This is a genomic window from Diplocloster agilis, from assembly GCF_019042275.1.
GTDB lineage: Bacteria > Bacillota > Clostridia > Lachnospirales > Lachnospiraceae > Diplocloster > Diplocloster agilis.
Window position 1 is genome coordinate 116,471 of record NZ_JAHQCW010000001.1, and the last position, 18,769, is coordinate 135,239.

Sequence of the window (18,769 nt, forward strand, 5' to 3'; positions counted from 1 at the left end):
TATACGGTTCAGCCTCTGATTGAGGTTTACCTTCGTTTTTTATTCCACCAATGAAATCTCTTTGCGGATCAGTCCGTGTTGATTGGACTGCCATGCCTTACCCGCTCCGCCGAACAGTTGTATGTATTCCATCAGCCTCTGCTTATAACCATTTTTCAAATGCTTCCACAGGCCGTATGCCCCGTTTCCGCTCATATCATGGGCGATAATTTCTTCATAAGCGGCCTGGAGCAGATCGTTATTGATATTCACTTTATTGATCCCAAGCCTGCAGGCCTCCGCCAGTTTATCTCTTCCTGTTCCCGAAGCGCCGTGGATGACTAGCGGAACCGCTACTCTTTCCTTGATTCTGCTCAGCCGCTCAAAGTCAATTCTGGGTTCTCCCTGGTAGGATCCGTGAGCGGTGCCGATTGATACAGCCAGGCAGTCCACCCCTGTCTGCTCTACGAATCTCTTTGCATCCTCCGGATCTGTCAGCTTCCCGCAGTCCTTTGATTGATAGCGCTCTCCTTTTCCTACATGTCCCAATTCCGCTTCCACACTCATATCTACAGAATGGGCGATTTCCACCAACTTTTTCACCTGCCGCACATTTTCTTCAAAATCCAGCATAGAGCGGTCTATCATCATAGAAGTGAAGCCGGCCCGAATCGCCGTTACTGCATGGGTCAGATTCTGCCCATGATCCAAGTTCAGAGCCACCGGGACTTTGGCCTGCTCCGCCAAGCGCAGCACATAACTTCCGGTGAAGATAATATCCATGGAATTCTTATAGGATATATCCAAGATGATCGGCGCATTCAAATCTTCTGCTGCCTCCAGGGCGGCTCTGGCATCCACTTCGCAAAAAAAATTCGGCGCCGCCACCCCATAGTTTTCAGTATTTGCATGGTCCAGTATTTCCTTCATCGTAACCAGCATTACCATACCTCCTTATTTTTCGCCCTCGTCAGTTCAACCGGACTGTCGTCCATAATCTGTGAACGGCTGTAGATTCCCGCAACAGCCCCTGTTCTGGCAATACATGCCGCTGCTGCCCGTGCTCCGATCCTACAGCATTCCTCCAGACTCCTTTGTTCCAGAAGTCCGATTTCAAATCCTGCCATAAAGCTGTCTCCCGCTCCAGTCGTATCTTGAACTGTTTCCGGACGGACTGCCGGATAATGAAACTCCTGCCCGTTCTGTATTACAAGGCATCCCTTTTCTCCCAATTTCACCAGAACCGTTCGAACACCCATCCCAGAAAATATCCTGGCTGCTTCTCTGGCGTCCTTTTGTCCGGAATAAAGCTTTGCTTCATCTTCGTTCAGAAAGAAATAATCCATATATCGGAAAGCCCCGGCATATTGGTCCAAATCCGTGATCTCCCATCTGGTATAAATATCCGCACATACAATGGCGCCAGCCTCATGCGCCGACTTCACTGCACAAAGTACATTTTCCGGATTTAAAAGCGGCGGACGCAGCAGGCTGTTTAGTGAAAGGATCCTGCAATTTTGTACCATTTCCGGCGAGATACTAAAGTCCGGATAATCCTGTCCTCCAAAGATAAAACTCCGTTCCCTGTTTTCCGGCACAAAAACGCTGACAATCTGAGTACGGCCGGTTCTAACAGGTTTCTTTAGAATGACGCCCGCCCGTTTCATTTGGCCGCAGATGATGTCTCCTGCCGAATCATCAGCCAATGTAGAAATAAACTCCACCCCGATTCCCATTCTGGCCAATATCAAGGATAAGTTTGCACCGTCTCCGCCGACCGCTATCGTAGTTTCTGATGATACCTTCCGCTCTTTTTCCTGAAGCGTGATTTCTTTGTATTTCCAGCCGATTAATACGTCGATACATGCCTGGCCAATACAAGTCACATCTACCTTCTTTTGCATAGCTGCCTCCGATATGGATACGAATCAAAATTAGTTATTTTGGTTATATTGGTTATTTTGATTATATTTGAATTATAGCATTACACATTTTTCGAATCAATTGGCATTTATTCCATAATTTAACTGTCATTTTATTGCAAAATAACTAATTTTATCGTTATATTAATAAATTTTATTTTGTTATCTCCTGTTTTTAGTAAAAAAATAAGAAATGAGTTCCAAATTATTCAGAACTCATTCCCTATTTTAATCAATTTGTATACTTACAGTTATATTCGACTTTGACATTAATATTAATTTTAGTTATATATAAGCTTCACATTATTTTGACTGCAGCGCTGAATTATATTGTCGTTCGGTTTTATATCCGTCACAAACGCATATAAATCACTGAAGTCACATAATTTTCTGAGTGCATTCTTCCCTATTTTTGTATGATCGGCCGTCAATATTATCTTGTCACTCTTCTGGATAATAACATGCTTCAAAGCTGTTTCGTAATAAGTCGTATTCGTTACTTCTCCTTTGTTCGTTATTCCGGTACACCCCAAAAACAATTTGGTAAAATTCATGTTTTCACTTTCCATCAATGTCTCATTTGAATAAAACGAATTCGTATTCTCATAATACATGCCGCCAAGACAGATGAGATTCACATTTTTCAGCTGAATCGCTTTCATGATTACCGGCACGCTGGTGGATACAATCGTCACATTCTTTTCCGGATTCAGGTAATCCAGCATCGCGGCTACCGTAGATCCCGTATCCATGAATAGAACATCTCCTTCTTCAATCATATCCGCCGCCCGTTTCGCTATCGCCGCCTTGGCTGTTATCTCCATGGATGCTCTGTGTGTTTCGGCTGATGACTCATTAATGTGAACAACCATGGCTCCTCCATATATTTTCCTGACCGCGCACATTTTTTCCAGTTCGGTCAGATATCTCCGAACCGTATTCGGAGATATGGAAAACTCATTACACAGCTCTTCAATCGTCACGGTTTCTTTTTTTTGAATATACTCCCTTATTCCATTCAGGCGTTCACTTTTCAACCTCTTATCCTCCCGTAAGTAACTTCCCAATAAACCCAATTGTTTTGATAACATTTAATCAATATAATCAAATTCATCAGGCATATCATTAAATTCATTAAAGCATATCACTTCGGATTAGTCAATATACTATAATCGCAGATATTCTTACGGTATGTAATTTAAAAGGTTGCTAATTTATTGTCCAGGAAATCCATTCTAATCCAGCACCTCATATATATCTCTCGGCGTGATCGTATCCAGATAGCTCTGCTGCATTTTGCTCACGCCCCTCTGCTTCACTATCTTCTCCCAATCCGCCGCGATCGCATCCACCGCCTCCTTCGGCGTCATCTTGCCTTCGATCGCCTGCCGCTTATAGATCTCGATCGCATCATACATCTGTACCGCTCCGGGAATCCGAAGATCCGGTACTCCGTACTGGTGCCCCAGAGCCAGCGCCGGCAGAAAGCTATCCGCTTCTTTGTAAATGTCCCGGATCGTCTCATCCTCCCACTCCCAGGTCTTGACCGGTTCATATTCCCAGTAAGCTTTCTGTACATTATGGATCAGCCGGTCTCCTGTAGTCATGAAGCGGATCAGGTCATAGGCCGCCTCCTGGTTCTTACAGGTATTGATAATGGAAAACTGCCAGCCATGGCCTAACATCGTAGCGCGATGTATCTCCTCTACTTTCTTCCAGGAATTGGTCTTGACCTGGAAGACCTCATAGCTGCCCGGTATCATAGAATATCCCGTGGACGCCGCCTTTTGGGGCAGCACGGAAATATCCCTCCTTGCTATGTCAAAAGTAGCCGGCCAGGTAAAAAGCAGCGCGATTTTTCCGGCCGCCCAGTTATTCTGCATATCGGTCCAGTTCAGGTTCTTCATCTCTTCCGTCGAATAATTTCCCCGGACACAGTAAACAATATCCTCCATTGCCCGGACCCCCGCCTCATTGTTAATTAACGGCTTCATGGTCACCGAATTAAAATAGGCGTCCCCATTATATAACCCATCCTTTTCCAGATAGGATACATAACGCACCAGAAAATGCCAGGCAGAGCCGCGGCTTCTGGCATTGATCTCCGCGGTACCGGAACCATCCTTCCCATTGAAGAATTCCGCAATATCGTAATATTGATCCCAGGTTTCCGGGAACAGCTGATCGCCGATTCTAAGCTCATAGCCGTACCTGCTCTCAAATTCAGACCCGTATTTTTCCCAAAGATCCTTGCGGTAAGCGGTGATAAATACATCTCCATCCACATTCAGCGCATAGATATTGTCTCCATACCAATTATAGATTTCCCTGTAGTGCGGAAAATAGGAATCCCATTCCAGGCCGCCCTCACTGTAAGATAAATTCACAGTTTCCAGATCGATAAATCGATTGAGCGAAACCAGTTTTCCGGTTTCCACCAGATCTCCCATCAGGTAGGACGGATATAATATAATATCATACTTATTTTCACCTTTGATAATATCATATGCGGTATTTTCGAAAATTTTAGAAAATGGAATTTCTTCTATTTTTAAATTCACTCCATTTTGTGCTGCCCAGGCGGTCCCGTCCTTTTTCAGGAAGTCCGCCATACGGTCCTGCGGGGCCGCCACCGTAAGGGTGATTCCCTCAAACTCCTTTACCTGCGGTGCCTTCTCCCTGTTCGTTAAAACGACGGTATCCGTATCATGAAAGCTGAAATCCGGCTCCTTAAAACCGCCAAGTTCACTTTCCAGTTCTTCTCCGATTTTCTGCGGCGGCGATTCTACCAGGTCTATATCCCCATATTCATCCCTGTGGATACCCGCTGCCAGCAGAAGTATAAGAATACCCGGCACAATCAGGAGAAATGGAATCCCAACTCCCTTGTTCTTCTTTTTCATCTGCCGTCCATCTCCTTTAACAGCATTTTCCGGTATTCCGACGGACTGTATCTGTAGATCTTTCGGAAGACCTTACTAAAATATTTGGTATCCTGATAGCCGGCCGCCACCGATATTTCATAAATTTTAAGCGCCGGATTTTTCATCAGGAAAACCACTTCATCCATACGCTTTTTCGTAATATAATCCATCACATTGATTCCCGTCCTGGCCTTAAATATGGACGACAGATAGCTGGCGGACATATGAATCTCCTCCGCTATATCCCGAAGGCTTATCTCCTCCCGGTAATGCTGGTCAATATAACTGCGGGCCTCCTCTATTGCCGTGTTGGAGGTCTGCTGCAGTTTCCTGCCCGTATCCACATACTGGGCCGTTATTTTCAGCAGTACCTCCTGCATCTGCCCGATGCTGAGCGGTTCATTCACCGCCCGGAAAAACCGTTCCAGCCGGATATCTAACATAGACGGGGTCATTCCGCTGTCATAGATTTCCTGAATGATAATGGTCAGCAGCCGGTAATATACCATCCGGACGGTTTCTATATCCGCCTCTTTTAAGCTGCTTATCCGTAAGAATACCTCTCCGATGCATTCCCTGGCCGCGGTTTCATCCAGCCTTGCCAGCGCATTGGCGAACACTGCCTCATCATATTTTTGGATTACCTCTTTTTGAACCGCATGGGGCATATCCATATATTGGTAGATTCCATCCTCGTTGCGCACCCCGCAGATTTCCAGAGCCTCTCCCGCTTCCTGAAAAGATTTTCCGACGCAGAGCAGATCCGGAACTTTTCTCCCGATTCCGGCCAGTACGGTCAGGTGAAAATGTATTTCCAGATACCGCCGGAGTCTTTCGCACTGTGAACGGATCTCATTTTCCCTTAATCCTTCCCCGCCCTCTTCCAACAATACATAGATTTTATTATCCCTGGCCGCGCAGCATACCGGACAGCCGCTGCGCTGCATCTGTTCTTTTACCGCCCTGCATGCCGCGGCGGTCACAGCCTCAGCCTCTGTGCTTTTCTCCTGCTTTAGAGCCAGTATAAGAGCTATACAGCCTTCTCCCTTCATCGGCAATTCCAGGTCGTTTACCATTTCCATGATCCGGTCGATCGCATATTGCTCCGAATCCACCAGCATGAAGATCAGTTTCTCCGCTTTATACCGCTTATTCTCTTCCATTGTGGTTAAAATGGTATTCCGCAGCCGCTCTTTTTTCTTAAGCCGGCCAGCCACCCGCACAAGAGCCGTCTTAAGCTCTTCCGCCTCCACCGGCTTGAGCAGATAATCCACAGCTTCGTATGTCACCGCGCTCTTCACATACTCGAATGAATTGTAACCGCTGAGAATCAGAAATTCCGTATCCGGGTAACAGTCCCTTGTCTGCTTCATCAGCTCGATACCGTCCATCCCTTTCATTTCCATATCTGTCACCACCAGTTCCGGCCGGTTATCCTGAATCAAATCCAAAGCGTCCCTGCCATTGGCCGCTTCCCCGATAATCGTAAAGCCCAGTTCCTCCCAATTCAAACAATTTTTCAGCCACAGCCGAACATAGCGCTCATCATCCACCGTCAGTACCCGATACATGCTTACCTCCATCCCTGATCGCAGGCCGGCGATACCGGCAGGAAAACAGATACCGTCGTTCCCACTCCCAGCCGGCTTTCCAGCCTGATCCCAAACTCCGCTCCGTATCTCTTTTTGATTCTCTCGTTTACATTACATATTCCGATCCCGCCTTTTCTCCGGCTGTTGATATTCGTTTCCTCCGCCGCCAGTCTCTGCTGTATTTCGCTTAGCCGCTGCGGGTCCATCCCCTGTCCGTCGTCGGTAAATTTAAGGATCAGTATATCCTGCTCCTGCACGGATAAGATCTCAATCGTATTATCCTCTGTGCTGTCCCGGAATCCATGGACGATCGCATTTTCTATGATCGGTTCAAAAGAAAATCGGACGATCGGAAGATCCAGGAATCTTTCATCCACCCGATTTTGCAGGATTACCTTTTCATCAAACCGAAGATTGTGGATCGTCAGATAATTACGGATATGGGTCAGCTCGTCCCGGATCTTCGCCGTATATTCCGTATTCAGGTTATACCGGAACATACCCGAGAGCGCGCCGATAGCGGTGATAATATTCTTCTGGGGATTCTCCGAATAGAGCAGCCCCTTAATCATTTCCAGTGTATTATACAGAAAATGCGGGTTAATCTGTGTCTGCAGCGCATATAGCTCAGCCTCTTTTTTCATGATCTCCAGGCTGTATTTTTCATTCTGAAGCTTCTGCTCCACCCGATGCTGCTCTTCCAGCTGAACGATCAGTCCCTGGATCTGCGTGATCATTTCCTTCAGATGCAGAGCCAGCTGCCCTGCCTCATCCCTGCCCTCGATATTCACCTCCGCATCCAGATCCCCCGCTGCGATCTCATCCATTACATTGCCAAGCGCCGTTATCCGCTGGGTGACGCTCTGTGCGAAAAAATAACTGAAAATAAGGCCCAGTACCCAGATCAGGCTGGATACCAGCAGAATAAAATTCCGGACCTGATTGGTCTTGTGGGCAAATTCACTGCTGGGCAGCGATCCGATCACATACCATTGCAAAGCGTTATCACAGCTGAAAACCAAAAATTCCTTTTTTCCGTTCAGTCTTGTTTTCAAAACTCCCTCTGTTAGTCCCGTCGCTTTTACCGCCTCCAGCTTCTCTCTGGAGTTCAGTTCCCGGTCCTTGCTCTCCTGATTCCGGTAGATCAGGCTGCCGTCGTCTTTAACGACAAACACCACCCCTTCCTTTCCCAAAGTAACCGTATCCAGCGCTTTAAATATTTTATTTTTATCCACATCCATCCTTAAGATGGCCAGCGGATTATTTTTCCTCACATTAAATACTGCCGTATAACAATACAGATCCGAATCATCCCTCACCAGATACCCCGTGTCATCATACCGGTCCGTCCAGTAGAAGTCCTCCGATTTTTTTCCCCGCAGCAGATTCCTTGCCCAATCCTCATTCATGATCTCACCGGCGCTGAACAGCGAATAATTATCCCAGGGAATATGATCGTCATATGAAAAAATACGGATATCCAGAATATCCTCATTTACCCTGCGAAACGTCTCTATCTGTTTTTTCACCGCCTCAAAATACACCAGCATATCCTCGTAGTCATAGTCCCCTTCCAGCAGCAGATCCTCAAACCGCTCCCCCGCATAAAAGGAATTAAAAGAAACCTCCAGATTATTAATCCGGTAGTCAATATTATTATTAATCTGTTTTAAAACCTGCAGTGTCGTTTCCCCATACTCACTGTTCAACACCGACTCCGACTTATCAAACACAGAAAAAGAGAGTATCAAAATGGTGACAAATATACAGACCGTCAGATAAAGAAAAATCTTCGTCCTGAGTCGGATATTATTTGCCATGCTCCGCACCATTTCAATACTTCTCTGTTTCAACTCACATCACACCCCATGCCGCCAGCTTCTATGAATGATTATAAATAGTTACCGTGATACCGTATCCCTCCAGAATCCGCCGGAACTCCTCTAATTCCTCATCCGAAACCGCTCCCAGCTCTTCCAGCGGATAAGCAATCCCCAGCGCTTCATACTTCTGAACCCCTAACTTATGATACGGTAACAGATGCGCTTGCGCAATAGACAACTCCTGACAAAATCTGCCAACCTTCTCTATATGTTCCCGATGCGCGTTAATTCCGGGAATCAGAGGCAGCCGGACAATCACCTGCTTCCCGGCCCTCACGAGCTTTTCCAGATTCTCAAGAATCCGTTCATTCGGCACCCCCGTAACCTTCCGATGCATCTTAGAATCCATCTGCTTCAGATCAAAAAGGACCAGATCCAGCCATCCAAGCAATTTCTCATAATCCTCCCACCGCGCATACCCGCAGGTCTCAATGGCCGTATGAATTCCATTCCTTTTACACTCCCTCAAAATATCAGCCGCGAACTCCGGCTGCATCAGCGGTTCCCCGCCGCTAAGGGTCACACCCCCGCCGGAATTTCCATAAAACTGCCAGTCCTTCAGTACCTCCTCCACAATCTCCGTCACACTCTTCTCTTCCCCCGCAGTCTCCAGCGCTCCCGCATAGCACTTTCTCACGCACTCCATACACAGATCGCACTTTTCCCTGTCAATCACCCGGCCCCCCTCAACACTCCGGATCGCACCCTTGGGACAATTTCCCACGCACCTATCACAACCCAGGCACTTCATCTTCCGAAACAAAACATCCGGCTTCACCCCTCTCGACTCCGGATTACAGCACCACAAACAAGTAAGCGGACACCCCTTCAAAAACACCAGCGTCCTGATCCCCGGCCCATCCTGCACCGAAAACCTCTGAATATTAAAAATCGTTCCCACTCGATCCATAACCAGCTCCTCCATTCTCATACTATTCAAGCTCTCTCTACAACTTCCCTCTTTACAACTTTCCACTTTACAACTTCGCTCTTTATAACATCCCTCTATCTCAACTCTAAACATAATCACCATAATCACATTTACAGCTTCATATCCAAATTCACAACAACCAAACTGCCCCAACCACATTTACACCAACACCACATTTACAGCCAAACTAAACGCACCGTCATAACTACAGGCCACATATATTAACACCCATAACTATATTTGCAACTAAAGTTAACTTATAACCTCAGCTCAGTCCTTCCCACCTCCCCCAGCAAAAAAGTCCGCCTTTTGCAGAGGGGCTGCCGTGCGAAGGGGAGAGGAGGCCGGGAATCCGGACGGGATATGGGCCTGATGGGTGTGGCGGGAATCCTTTCGGGGAAAGTGTCCGTGTTCCGGGGACATTGGGCGGCCGTGCTGCTGCTTAACATAAGCGGGGCAGCGGTTCCGGGATGCGGGGCGGCCTTCACGGCCGACCTGCAAGGTCCTCTGAGTACAGAACGCATCCGGCGTTCTGCACGAATAGGACCGGTTCCCGGAACCGCTGCCCCGCTTATGTTTAGCAGACAGCCGGCGCAAGCCCACATTCCCCGGAACACGGACACTTTCCCCGAAAGGGTTCCCGCCACACCCATCAGGCCCATATCCCGCCCGGATTCCCGGCCTCCTCTCCCCTTCGCACGGCAGCCCCTATTACCCCCGCAAAAGGCAACTACTTTTAGAAGTTTCCGATCTCCGCTCTGCGGATAATATTATCCTGCACCTCAGGAGCCAGACTTGTAAAATACGCACTGTATCCGGCTACCCGGACCAGCAGATCCTGATACTTCTCCGGATGCTCCTGCGCATCCCTGAGCGTCTTGCTGGACACCACATTAAACTGGATATGATATCCGCCCTTCTGCTGATACGTCTTGATCAGAGACGCCAGATTCCTGGTTCCCGCGTCTCCTTCCAGCGCCGATGGATGGAACCTCTGATTAAGCAGCGTTCCATTGGACGCCAGCCGCTGATCCACCTTTGAAGCGGAATTGATCACCGCAGACGGCCCTTTCTTATCGGAGCCCACCTGAGGGGAAAGTCCGCCGTCAGCCAGCGGGAAACCGGCCAGTCTGCCGGAGGGCAGCGCTCCGACCAGGGCGCCGAACGGCACGTTGGAGATCACCGTATAGATCCCCGGCGAATGTACGCCCTTCCGTCTCGGAATCGTGTATTTCGCCACTTCTTCACACCAGGCCCGGCCCACTTCCGACACGATAGCGTCCACATAGTCATCGTCATTTCCATATTTGGGCGCCCGGTTCAGCAGCATTTGGCGTTCGTTTTCCTTTCCTTCGAAATCATTCAGCAGCATATCGGTCATTTCACTCATGGTAAATACTTGTTCTTCGAATACCAGCTTTTTCAGCGCGGACAGCGCATCTCCCACATTGACGATTCCTACCGCCTGCGGGCACAGACAATTATACCGTCCTCCGCCTCTGGTAATATCCCTTCCGTTTTCCAGAGGATTTAACATCAGGGATGACAGATAGGGCTGCGGTACCATTTCTCCGTGAATCCAGTCCGCCATATTCATGATAATCGCCCCATGGTAGATAAAGTATTTCATCTGGGTGAGGAAAGCATTCCACACCTCCTCATAGGACTGAAAGGTTCTGGGATCCTGGGTTTTAACGCCGATTAATTTTCCCTTGTCCTTACCATAATAGCTGACCCCTCCGTTAAGCGCCAGCTCCAGCATCTTCGGAACCGTAACCCAGGCCGCTCCGCCATTTCCCCAGCTGTCCTCGCCTACCACCAGTTCCACACAGCCGATAATACACAGGTTTCTGGCGTCCTGCAAAGAGACTCCACGGTTCATCAGCGCATCCTTTGCGACCTCGATATTGAAGTTCTGGGGCATCCCGATCCCTGTCTTGATTACCTCTGCCGCACGCAGCCTTAATTTTTCCGGCGTTTTATCATGATAGCAGACCGACAGGTTCGGTTGAATCACCTTGATATGTTCCATCGCGTCCAGACAGATGTAGGACATCTCATTGGTCACGTCATTGCCCGCAGAATCCATTCCGCCCACATTCAGATCCTGTCCTGTGGGATCGCCGGCCCAATATTTCGCGCTGGCGGTATCCACGAACTGATTGATTTCGCTGAACTTCACATACAGGCATTCTACCAGTTCTACCGCTTCCTCCCGCGTCAGCTTTCCGGCCGCTACATCTTTTTCATAAAACGGATACATATATTGGTCGAATCTGCCGGGGCAATAGGAATACCCATCCTCTTCGATCCATTGCATCACATGGGCGAAAAAGAATAACTGGCAGGCGTCTTTAAAATCTCTGGCCGGATTCTCGGATACATAATAACATCTGGCGGATATCTCTTCCAATTCTTTTTTTCTGGCCGGATCCGTCTCCTGTCCGGCCAATTCCTCAGCATAGGCGCCATAGCGTTTGCAGTAATTCATTGCGCCTTCCATACAGATACCGGCCGCCTGATAAAAATTGAAGGCTTCGTACTGTTCCGGGTTATTTCCCATATCTACCGTCTCTAATTTCCGGTCGATGTCCTCTTTCATTTTCTTAAAACCGGTATTGAGCACCTTGCCATAAGATGCATTTGTGTGTCCAATCCCATAATTAAGCGGAAGCGCGGCATTGTAAATACCCGTATCATAGACTGCCTTTGTTTCCGCGGAAATCATCGATAGGAACCGGGTGGTTTTCCGGTATTGTTTCCAGTACGGCACACATTTGCGGATCTCCTCCTTGGTCTGCTCCGTACAGCGGTAGGGGTCCTGCGGACGTATTTCGAACATATCCAGATCGTTTTCGATCCAGTCTACATTATTCTCCGGATACAACACGCCGCCCTTGATATAGCGGCCGTTATTGCCGACGATTAATTCATCCGGCATAATCCGAAGCGTCATATGTTCCACGATATACCGGAACGCTTTCGCTCTGCGGATCTGTATCTCTTCCCCCTCCGTCTGCCTGTAGGCTTCCGTAACCAGGCGCATCCGTTCGCTGTCCACCTCCGGGACCGTATCTAGCAGCCGTTTCTTCAACCGTTCTGAACGGCACATATCCTCCGGTTTCATCTGCATAAAATCATTTACATATCCTGTTACCTGTTCCTTATGCATATTTTATTCCCCTTTCTATAGAAAATTTTCTTTTATTCTTCCAACCCTTTCAGCTCCCGATACCGCTTGATTCCCCGTCCCATTCTAATCATGGCGTTTATGGATTCCACCGCGTTTTTAACCGGACAGTCCCGGGTGCCCAGCAGACATTCCTCCAGCCCGATGTCACATCCTTCGCAGAGCGCTCTGCATTTTTCACCGGCCGCTTCCACCAAAGCGTTATCGAACTCTTTGATATTTCCGTCGATTACCAATTTCATCTGACTTACCTCACTTTCTTTTCCAAATAGCGGATTCGCAGCTATTCTTCCCTTTATTTCGACGTTGAATCTTCCCCGCATTTCAGTGTTGACAGGGAACGCATAGCCACCGCCACATAACAGGTTTCGGTATGAAGCCCGCAGTGTTGGCACAGTTTTTCCACAGCCTGTAACGCTTCCGTCACTTTTTCCTGGTCTACTTTCATCTTACTCGCCTCCTGTTTCTTTATTTTCTCTGAAGCATATACCGGAATGATAACGTCGCCAGGATGATCACTCCATTTACCAGATACAAAACCCATTGTGCAATTCCCATGATTAAAAATCCATTGGTGATCAGGGTCAGGAAAAATGCACCCAGAATCGTTCCCGGCATATTTCCCTTTCCTCCCGCCATGGTGGTGCCGCCAATTAACGTAACTGCAATCGCCGTCATCATATTTTCCGATAACATACCGGACACTGCATTGGATGATTGGGCGCATCCCAGGATTCCGGCCATAAACGAAAATACGGAGCACAGTACAAACGCTGCCACGATCGTATGGCGGATATGAATCCCTGCGAATTCTGCCGCTTCCCGGTTATCCCCGATAAACGCGATGTTTCTTCCGAACTTGGTTTTCTGCAGCAGGATATAACCCAGCAGCACAAATACCGCCATCCACAGAAACATCACCGGAAATCTTCCGATATTTCCAGCGAACAAATTCGTAAACGCCTTATTGGAAAATACCACCGCCCGCTGTTTTGTAAGTATATAGGATAAGCCGTTGGCGATCATGTTCGCGGCCAGCGTGATAATAATGCTGGGTAGTTTCGTTTTTACAATGATCAGCCCGCTAATGAACCCAAAGCCCGCACAGACTGCAAAGGAGATGACAAATGCAGCCGCCACCGGCATTCCTTTGTTCATCAGGACGCACAGGACCGAGGCCGCCAGCGCCGGAAGCGTCTGTATCGAAAGATCGATCTCGCCCAATGTCAGTACAAAGGTAATTCCTGCCGCTAAAACTGTCACAATGCTCATGGACCGCAGGATTGTAAAAAAATTCTTGGCGGTCAGAAAGCCGTTTGCAGTCACTGAGAACAGGAGGAACACCGCGGCGGTTACCAGCACGATAAACCCACCATGCGCGAAGAAACCCTGTCCCAGCCGCTTTATATTTGAATTTTCCATAATTTCCATTCCTTTCCCCGCGTTTTCATGTTCGTTTTAATTCCTGTTCCCGGTTGGACATCAGCGCGTTTCCGGTCAGTACGACGATGATGACAAGGCCCACGATGATATTGGTCAGATAAGGGGAAATGGCAAACATAAACAGGCCATTGGCAACGATGGTGATAAACAGCGCTCCCATAAACGTACCGACCATATTGGCGCGTCCCCCGGATACCGCAGTTCCCCCGATGACCGAGGCCACGATAGAATTAAGTACCAAAGCTTCCCCCACCCCTGCCGTCACATAGGTAGACCGGCAGCATTCCATGAAACCGGCGGTCGTTACAAACACCGCATCCAGTAAGAACGCCAGTATAACATGTCTGTTGATCCGGATGCCGTAGATCATGGCTGCTTCCCGGTTATCTCCGATACACAACAGATTCCGTCCAAACCGGGTTCTTCGGATGATGAAGTCCCCGATCAGCAGCATAGCCGCCATCCAGAGAACCGCGTTGGGAATTCCCGCGGTCTCACCGCCAAAAACCTTCAGCATACCCTGATGCTCCATCAGGATCGGTTTGTTATTGGCTATGATCCTGGTCAGTCCCATGGCTACTCCGCTCACTCCCAGTGTTCCGATGAAGCTTGGAAGCCCGGCTTTGACAATCACCAGCGCATTTAGTAATCCCAATGCCAGAGTGGCCAATATACCGAGGATCAGCGCCGGAAGAAATGGCACATCCCGCATATACAATGCCGCGAAGATCACCGGTGACAAAGACAGCATCGCGCCGTTGGATATATCCGTCTCCCCGATGGACAGAATAAAAGTTTCTCCAAAAGCCAGTACGCTCAGTGTCGCCATAGACTGAAGAATCGCCTTTAAATTCGTCCCGCTGAAGAAATTTTTTGTCGTGACGCTAAAGATGAGCACCAGGGCCAGGATCGCTATATATAGAATCAGATTGTTGTGTTTTGATTTTCTGCCAAATTTACGAACTTGCGTCATTCGCTTGTAAACCTCCGTTTCTTATACCCTTTTTGCATTCCTCAAGGGTATCTTTTCATTCCTGCTTCTTCATGCCTGTTATTTCGTGCTCTCTTCTATAATGCGTTCCCTGTTTTCTTCCGCCGCTTCGATAACCGCTTTGATCCGGCCTTCCTTAATAATCACCGCCCGGTTGCAGATGTCGATAATATCGTCGATCTCCGCCGTAATGATGATGACTCCTTTTCCCTGCTTCGCCGCCTCTAACAGCAGGGACTTTACCTCTTCCTTCGCGCCGATATCAATTCCCTGGGTAGGTTCTACGAACATTAAAACCTCCGGTTCGACCAGCATGCTTCTGGCGATCAGTACCTTTTGCATATTACCGCCGCTTAAACTGGTCAGCTTCTTGTTCAGAGAGCTGTGTCCCCGGACATGGAATTTTTTGACCGCATCCTCCGCAAGCCGCAATTCCGCTTTTTTATTCACAAAGCGGCTTCTGCTTTTCACGTTTGTAAACTGTACCGCCAGGTTTTCCACAATGGATTTCTCATAAAATACTGTTCTGGGCCCCCGTTCCGGCAACAGGGTAAGGCCATTTGCCACCGCCTGGCCCGGCGTCCGGATCTGTACTTTCCTGCCGTCGATTTCAATTAGCGCGCTGCCTCTTTTATATGCCCCGTATATCATATCCAGCATGAGATTCTGTCCCTGGTTCCGGAGGCCGTATACCCCAAGGATTTCACCTTTTTTAACATCGAAGCTGATATGGTCCAGCACCCCGTTATCAGAGTGCAGGTCTTTTACCGACAGAAGAACCTCTTCTCCCGGTTTCTGTTTCTTAAAATTGCTGTTTACAAATTCCTGCCCTACAATCATTTCCACGATTTTATTATGGTTCAGGTTTTCGATCGGCTGGGTGCCGACCAGTTCCCCGCCCCGCAAGGCGGTTACCGTATCACAGATTTCCAGCATTTCGGGTATCATATGGGAAATAAAAATAATACCCAGGCCTTTTTGTGCCAGTATTTTCATATGCCGGAACAAAATATCCCGCTCATGCCTTGCAAGCCCCGCCGTGGTCTCATCAAATACAATCACTTTAGCCCCGCCGTTAAGGCAGCGTACGACCTGCACCAGGCGCTGCATTACCGTATCGATGTCGCCCACCGGCATGGACGGGTCAATGTCAATATCAAAGTACTCTTTTAACAGCCGTTTTGATTCGGAATGAATGAAGCGTCTGTTCACCAGGCCTTTCTTTTTCACGAATTCCTTTCGTCCGATAAAAATGTTTTCCGCCACGGAAAGCTGACGAGCCAAATTCAATTCCTGGGGTACGATAAAAAATCCCGCCTGGCAGGCCTCCTTAGTCGATTGAAGTCTGACTTCCCTGCCTTCATAAAATATTTTTCCTTCCGTCGGCTTATGGATGCCCCCCATAATCTTGATCAGGACACTCTTGCCGGCCCCGTTATGTCCGGCCAGCCCCATTATCTCCCCACTGTGCAGACAGAGGGAGACACCGTGAAGGACCTCCGTCTCGCCAAATGTTTTTCTAATATTTTCCACACGGACCAATTCCATGTCCGCTTGGCGGTCTGTGCGGTCCGTAGCTTCTTCACTTTCTATACCGCCCATGCTCTCTCTGCCTTCTATGTTGTTTATACTGTCCATAGGATCTATGCCGTCCCTCCCTTCTGCCCGCAGGCCGCGCTGAAGGGTTTCTTATGTACAGCGGCCCGCGGGATTTTGATTATTTACTCCAGATATCCTCTACACCCAGATCCCATTGGTTCTCCAGCGCATCGATTTCTGCCGGAACCGGAATCTCCGTCACGCTTTCCGGAACACAGTAGGTGAAATTCGTCTTTAGATTTTCATATACCGTAACCGGAAGGGGCGAGCTGACCACGAACTTCGGATATGCTTCTCCTGTTTCCTCTGCCAGCAGATTCTTACAGTACATCTTCACCAGGTTCGCTCCGGCCGTATACCAGGTCTGTGCCACAAAGGCCCCGGTGTAGTTGTTATCCGGCCCGTCGGTCGCCATCGGTATCGTGATCGTATTATCGATGTCTATCGTCACCATGGAAATATCCTTCCACGCCTCATAGCCCAGTTCCTTGAAAGCGGTCTGCGCATTGTCAGCCGGCGGATTCGCCCAGTCGATCAGCAGCACCTTGATATCCGGATTCGAAGCCAGCAGCCCGGTGATTACGGATTTGGATTCTGCCGGATCATCATACCACTCATCGACTACTTCCACATCCGGATACTTGGCCAGCACATCATCCCAGCCTTTGTACCTCTGGTAACAGGTGTTGATTGTGCCGTTTTTGCCGTTTATGTAGCCAATGGTCCCGATCTTACCCTGCCCGTTTAAGATCTTCACCGCCGCTTCCGCCGAATAGATGCCTGCCTGATACGCATCGATATCGGTGATTCCGATAAAGTTCGGATCGTTCCAGTCCAGGTCAAAGGGTACGGCAAGCATACACCCAAGCTTCGTCTTCTTCATAATCTTTTTCAGGATTTCCGTCTCCATCGCCGCATCGGAAGGACACGTGAAAATAGCATCGTAGTCCTGGGCAATCGCTTCGATCCTCTGATAGTCCTCCATCTGTGATGCACCGTCCTGAGCGGTAGCTACCCAAATATCTGAGAGTTCGATATTCAGATCCTCACACTGATCCCGGAATGCCTGCTGGATCAGTTTCATCGAATCATCCAGATGATCCTGCTCCAGTGCGATTTTTAAATTCATGGAACGTATCTTGTCTTTTTCCTCTTCTGTCAGTTCCAAATCCGCTCCGGTGCCTGATTTTACCGCTTCAGACATGCTGTCATCCTTATATTCCGCTTTGACCACCGGATCGTAAATGTCCAAAATATCCTGCTGAGTAAGCTTGTGAAGCCCTTCTTCTGCAGAATCCTTCGTTTCATTCTGACCGGTGGGTTCCGCAGACGGATTCTGCTGTGTTTCTGCTGTTTGCGCAGCCGGCTGGTCTGCCGGCTGGCTTTGCGTGGAGCCGCAGCCCGCAGCCGAAGCGATCATCATCATGCAGCTTAATCCCAGGGCCAGTATCTTTTTTGTTCTTTTTAACATAACCTTCCTCCTAATTCATCCTATCGTCTGTTACACTTTCCTGATGCGGTACCTGCATCGTTTCCTTGTCTGCAATTGTATTTTATCCTAAGCCGTAAGGATTCGTAACCCGACCATTTATCTGTCTTTTCCCAAAAGGTGTAACATTTTTTGATTTTCTCGAAAAGGGTGCAAAAAGGTTGCAGAAAGGGGACTGGCTCATTCCGGACGGCGACCAAGCAGACGGAAGGGTAACGCGAGGAAGGTGCCTGTCCCCGGTAGTTGGTTTAAACTGCAAACCAACAACCGGGGACAGGCACCTTCCTCGCGTTACTCCATCACCTAACATAATCTCCTCCGCATAGCTGCCGGTATTCAGGCACGCCATCAGGAATATTCCGCCCACGGTATATTTCAAAGGTTAACATTACAGTAAAAAAAGCTGCTTATAACAAATCACCGTTATAAACAGCTCACTCACTCCGAACATTTAATTACAATCCATAAAAGGCAAAATACACAATGTAAATACACATGCATATTCAGCATATTTCCACAAATACAGGCACTTAAAAAACGCTCATTTTCTACTGGGTCTGGTGATTGTTCTTCTCACCCTGATATGGTACTATTTTAATACGGAGCAACCGCGTACAAGGAGGTTAGCCTTCCCTCATTCAACAGAGGGGAGGTGGTGTGCATGACTACATATGAAGCCATATCGTTAATGATCGCTTTTGGTGTACTGCTCATCACGCTGCTTACCTACATAGATAGGAAGCATAAGCGCTAACAAAAATACCTACCTTGTCACTTAGCCCGTACAGGTAGGTATTTTATCAACCGAGAAGGCTAACCACCACTG

Annotated in this window: 15 protein-coding genes; 1 reads left to right on the forward strand and 14 read right to left on the reverse strand. The window is 48.3% G+C overall.

Features of this window, described 5'->3' with window-relative positions; all coding sequences use genetic code 11:
- Positions 1–39: 39 nt before the first annotated feature.
- From KTH89_RS00485 to KTH89_RS00550, 14 genes are all read right to left on the reverse strand, one after another.
- Positions 40–921 carry a class II fructose-bisphosphate aldolase gene (locus tag KTH89_RS00485; RefSeq protein ID WP_238720223.1) on the reverse strand — a complete coding sequence of 294 codons (882 nt, stop codon included), beginning with the start codon at positions 919–921 and terminating at the stop codon, positions 40–42.
- Positions 921–1,883 carry a carbohydrate kinase family protein gene (locus tag KTH89_RS00490; RefSeq protein ID WP_238720224.1) on the reverse strand — a complete coding sequence of 321 codons (963 nt, stop codon included), beginning with the start codon at positions 1,881–1,883 and terminating at the stop codon, positions 921–923. Before KTH89_RS00490 ends, KTH89_RS00485 begins: the two co-directional genes overlap by 1 nt.
- A gap of 299 nt (positions 1,884–2,182) precedes the next feature.
- Entirely contained in the window at positions 2,183–2,938 is a 756-nt protein-coding gene (locus tag KTH89_RS00495; protein WP_238720225.1) for a DeoR/GlpR family DNA-binding transcription regulator, read from the reverse strand.
- 198 nt (positions 2,939–3,136) lie between these two features.
- On the reverse strand, positions 3,137–4,804 hold the full coding sequence (locus KTH89_RS00500) for an ABC transporter substrate-binding protein (RefSeq protein WP_238720226.1): 1,668 nt from the start codon (positions 4,802–4,804) through the stop codon (positions 3,137–3,139).
- Positions 4,801–6,396, reverse strand: a complete 1,596-nt coding sequence (locus KTH89_RS00505; protein WP_238720227.1) for a response regulator — start codon at positions 6,394–6,396, stop codon at positions 4,801–4,803. The genes KTH89_RS00500 and KTH89_RS00505 overlap by 4 nt, the downstream gene beginning before the upstream one ends.
- A 2-nt stretch (positions 6,397–6,398) precedes the next feature.
- On the reverse strand, positions 6,399–8,270 hold the full coding sequence (locus KTH89_RS00510; protein WP_238720228.1) for a cache domain-containing sensor histidine kinase: 1,872 nt from the start codon (positions 8,268–8,270) through the stop codon (positions 6,399–6,401).
- A 28-nt stretch (positions 8,271–8,298) separates the two neighbouring features.
- Positions 8,299–9,210, reverse strand: coding sequence for a glycyl-radical enzyme activating protein (locus tag KTH89_RS00515; protein WP_238720229.1), 912 nt, complete (start codon positions 9,208–9,210; stop codon positions 8,299–8,301).
- A 757-nt stretch (positions 9,211–9,967) separates the two neighbouring features.
- A complete protein-coding gene (locus KTH89_RS00520) occupies positions 9,968–12,403 on the reverse strand; it encodes a glycyl radical protein (protein ID WP_158350109.1) in 2,436 nt (811 codons plus the stop codon).
- A 32-nt stretch (positions 12,404–12,435) separates the two neighbouring features.
- Positions 12,436–12,663 (reverse strand): hypothetical protein, encoded by a 228-nt coding sequence (locus tag KTH89_RS00525; protein ID WP_158343830.1) that lies wholly within the window; start codon positions 12,661–12,663, stop codon positions 12,436–12,438.
- 53 nt (positions 12,664–12,716) lie between these two features.
- Positions 12,717–12,869 (reverse strand): hypothetical protein, encoded by a 153-nt coding sequence (locus tag KTH89_RS00530; RefSeq protein ID WP_238720230.1) that lies wholly within the window; start codon positions 12,867–12,869, stop codon positions 12,717–12,719.
- Between the two features lie 20 nt (positions 12,870–12,889).
- A complete protein-coding gene (locus KTH89_RS00535) occupies positions 12,890–13,843 on the reverse strand; it encodes an ABC transporter permease (protein ID WP_238720231.1) in 954 nt (317 codons plus the stop codon).
- Positions 13,844–13,868: 25 nt separating this feature from the next.
- Positions 13,869–14,837, reverse strand: coding sequence for an ABC transporter permease (locus KTH89_RS00540; protein ID WP_238720232.1), 969 nt, complete (start codon positions 14,835–14,837; stop codon positions 13,869–13,871).
- A gap of 78 nt (positions 14,838–14,915) precedes the next feature.
- Positions 14,916–16,493: a sugar ABC transporter ATP-binding protein gene (locus tag KTH89_RS00545; RefSeq protein ID WP_238720233.1), complete on the reverse strand. Its 1,578-nt coding sequence runs from the start codon at positions 16,491–16,493 to the stop codon at positions 14,916–14,918.
- A gap of 79 nt (positions 16,494–16,572) precedes the next feature.
- Positions 16,573–17,925 (reverse strand): substrate-binding domain-containing protein, encoded by a 1,353-nt coding sequence (locus tag KTH89_RS00550; protein ID WP_238720234.1) that lies wholly within the window; start codon positions 17,923–17,925, stop codon positions 16,573–16,575.
- Positions 17,926–18,604: 679 nt separating this feature from the next.
- On the opposite strand from KTH89_RS00550, the gene KTH89_RS00555 reads away from it, so the two are divergent.
- On the forward strand, positions 18,605–18,697 hold the full coding sequence (locus KTH89_RS00555; protein WP_238720235.1) for a putative holin-like toxin: 93 nt from the start codon (positions 18,605–18,607) through the stop codon (positions 18,695–18,697).
- The last annotated feature ends 72 nt before the right edge of the window (positions 18,698–18,769 follow it).